Raw genomic sequence first — 800 nt, forward strand, 5'->3', positions numbered from 1 at the left:
CACTAGACTCAAGATTAAATGGTATAGGCCAAGCTTTTACTCAAGATTATAGAGACCGATTTGATCCTAAGGTATATTCTAAATCCGAGTAATATTTATACCTGAGCAGCCTGCGGCGCTAGCGCGCTGCATTCGCTCTGGGTCTGCACCAATGTTTTTTTCTGATTATTCTGTCTGCTCATGAAGCAAAGAAATTTTAGCGGCTAAAACTACCGTTTTCCGGTAGTATCAATGTCTGAACTTGATTGAGCGACAGGAGCGGCATGATGAGCGCACACCCGATTGTCCAGCATGACGACGCCGAGACGACAGCTTTTGCTGACGCCGTTCGAGACGGAATCCGCGCCGCAGATGAAGGGCGCAAGCGTCCCTATTCTGAGGTGCGTAACTGGCTCCTCTCTTGGGGTACGGAACACGAAAAACCTGCACCACAGCGCGGGTAATCGTGCAAAATTTCATCGTTGATATTACCGATCCAGCGGTCGATGACCTCCAAAGTATTAGAAATCACATAGGGGAAGAAAACCCCGCAGCAGCAAGCCGTGTTGCTATTCAGATAGTCGCAGCCTGTGACCGTCTCGAATATCTACCGGAACGAGGCCGACCGGGCCTTGTCCCTGGCACGCGAGAACTGGTGTCCTGCTGGCCGTATGTAATCGTCGATCGCATCGCAGATTCAACGGTCGAAATCCTGCGCAGCTGGGACAGTTCTCAAGACGGATAGCACGCTAACGAGTATCGAGTTGTGTGTACTGGGGCTGAGTTATGCCTACGAAAATAGGAGGCAGTTCCTATGGGGG

The 800-nt window shown here is 50.8% G+C and carries 2 protein-coding genes; both read left to right on the forward strand.

Features of this window, described 5'->3' with window-relative positions; translation table 11 throughout:
* The first annotated feature begins 263 nt into the window (after window positions 1–263).
* Window positions 264–443 (forward strand): CopG family transcriptional regulator, encoded by a 180-nt coding sequence (locus KP708_RS15380; protein ID WP_228121443.1) that lies wholly within the window; start codon window positions 264–266, stop codon window positions 441–443.
* 2 nt (window positions 444–445) lie between these two features.
* The gene (locus tag KP708_RS15385; RefSeq protein ID WP_371823800.1) at window positions 446–724 is read left to right on the forward strand and encodes a type II toxin-antitoxin system RelE/ParE family toxin; all 279 of its coding nucleotides are present in this window, start codon (window positions 446–448) and stop codon (window positions 722–724) included.
* Window positions 725–800: the final 76 nt, after the last annotated feature.

This window comes from Gluconobacter sp. P5H9_a (genome assembly GCF_018812085.1).
In the GTDB taxonomy this organism is placed as follows: Bacteria; Pseudomonadota; Alphaproteobacteria; order Acetobacterales; family Acetobacteraceae; genus Gluconobacter.